2 protein-coding genes are annotated in these 1,847 nt (G+C 55.3%); both read left to right on the forward strand.

The window, feature by feature from the left end:
- The first annotated feature begins 523 nt into the window (after positions 1-523).
- Positions 524-979, forward strand: coding sequence for a division/cell wall cluster transcriptional repressor MraZ (mraZ, locus tag ACIP1X_RS26950; protein WP_008147486.1), 456 nt, complete (start codon positions 524-526; stop codon positions 977-979).
- The coding region (gene rsmH, locus ACIP1X_RS26955; protein ID WP_400755792.1) for a 16S rRNA (cytosine(1402)-N(4))-methyltransferase RsmH at positions 976-1,847 on the forward strand (872 nt) is incomplete at its 3' end. The genes mraZ and rsmH, both read left to right, overlap by 4 nt.

Consider the following 1,847-nt stretch of genomic DNA (forward strand, 5'->3'; position numbering starts at 1 on the left):
AATAGGGTCCCAAGGCGTGGCCCGCGCTGGGACCGGGTAGGTTGCTAAAGATGTCCAGTGATGGCCATCGTAGACGAATGACTGTTCAAGACAGAACCCGGCTTACAGATCGACTCTCCACCTTTTTCTTTCCCTGCTTGAATCAATAGTAACAGGGCTGTGTAATATCAGCAGACCTGCTCTGAAAGTCCGGCAGCGGCAAACGCAGTAATAGCCATTTCCCACCGTGCTTCAATCAACAGCAGAAGCGCTTTTGTAATACCGAAAAAATCTTACTCTTAACAAATTACTTTAACTTCCGAGCGCAGCTTCCAGTGCTGCATCAAGTTATTGGTCAAAACTATCCGCCAATTTGTCGTTACCCCTCCTTTTATGTTCCTAAATCTCCGTTCTGTAAGGGTTTTCCTTTACTCCGCGCCTTGACGGTGTGGTGGGCGCATTCCTATAGTGTGCGCAAGTGGCGGAAAGTGGCATGAAGTGGGTTTTTTGAGCTCAAAACGATAAAAATTGGAGAAACGCTGACGTGTTTCGCGGAGCTAACGCTATCAGTCTCGATGCAAAGGGCCGTCTCGCTATGCCGAGCCGGTACCGCGACGAGCTCGTTTCGCGTAGTTCTGGCCAATTGATCGTGACCATTGATGCCGTTGATCCATGCCTTTGTGTCTATCCGCTCGATGAGTGGGAAATTATTGAAACCAAGTTGCGCGCACTTCCTTCGCTTCGCGAAGAGAACCGTCGCCTGCAACGTTTATTGATTGGTAATGCCGTCGATCTCGAACTCGATGGCAGTGGTCGTTTTCTGGTTCCACCGCGTCTGCGCGAATACGCCAAGCTCGATAAGCGCGCGATGCTGGTAGGCCAACTGAACAAGTTCCAATTGTGGGACGAGGATGCATGGGACGCGGTATCTGCCGCTGACCTTGCTGCTATTCAACAACCGGGCGCCATGCCTGATGAACTGCGTGATTTGATCCTGTGACTATTGATAGCGGCTTTAACCACATCACCGTACTGCTGGACGAAGCCGTGGAGGCTCTCGCCGTACGTCCTGATGGATGCTATCTGGACGGTACGTTCGGTCGCGGCGGACACAGCCGGCTGATCCTCAGCCAGCTCGGAACAGATGGTCGTCTCATCGGATTCGACAAAGATCCACAAGCGATTGCCACCGGGCAAACGCTAGCGGCCGAAGACGGCCGCTTTGTCGTTGTGCAGCGCAGCTTTGCCGAGCTCGGTTCGGTGGTTGCCGAGCAGGGTCTGAGCGGCAAGGTCAGCGGCATTCTGCTCGACCTCGGCGTCTCTTCGCCGCAGCTCGATGACGCTGAACGCGGCTTCAGTTTCCTCAACGACGGTCCGCTGGACATGCGCATGGATCCGTCCCGTGGCATCAGCGCTGCCGAATTCGTCAACACCGCGCCGGCTGAAGAAATCGCCCGGGTGTTCAAGGAATACGGCGAAGAACGTTTCTCCGGTCGCATGGCTCGTGCCGTTGCCGAACGTCGCGATATCACACCGTTCGAGCGCACCGCCGATCTGGCCGAAGTGCTCAAGGTCGCCAACCCGGCGTGGGAAAAGGGCAAGAACCCGGCCACTCGTGCGTTCCAGGGTTTGCGCATTCACGTCAACAACGAACTGGGCGATCTGGAAGCCGGCCTCGAAGCCGCGCTGGACGCACTGGAAATCGGTGGGCGTCTGGTGGTAATCAGCTTCCACTCGCTGGAAGACCGCATCGTCAAACTGTTCATGCGCAAACTGGTGAAAGGCGAAGCCGACAACCTGCCGCGCAACCTGCCGGTTCGTCACGTAGCGTTCGAACCAAAAATCAAAGTCCATGGCAAAGCGCAGAC

The sequence above is a fragment of the Pseudomonas sp. NPDC088885 genome (assembly GCF_044750025.1).
Classification (GTDB): domain Bacteria; phylum Pseudomonadota; class Gammaproteobacteria; order Pseudomonadales; family Pseudomonadaceae; genus Aquipseudomonas; species Aquipseudomonas rustica.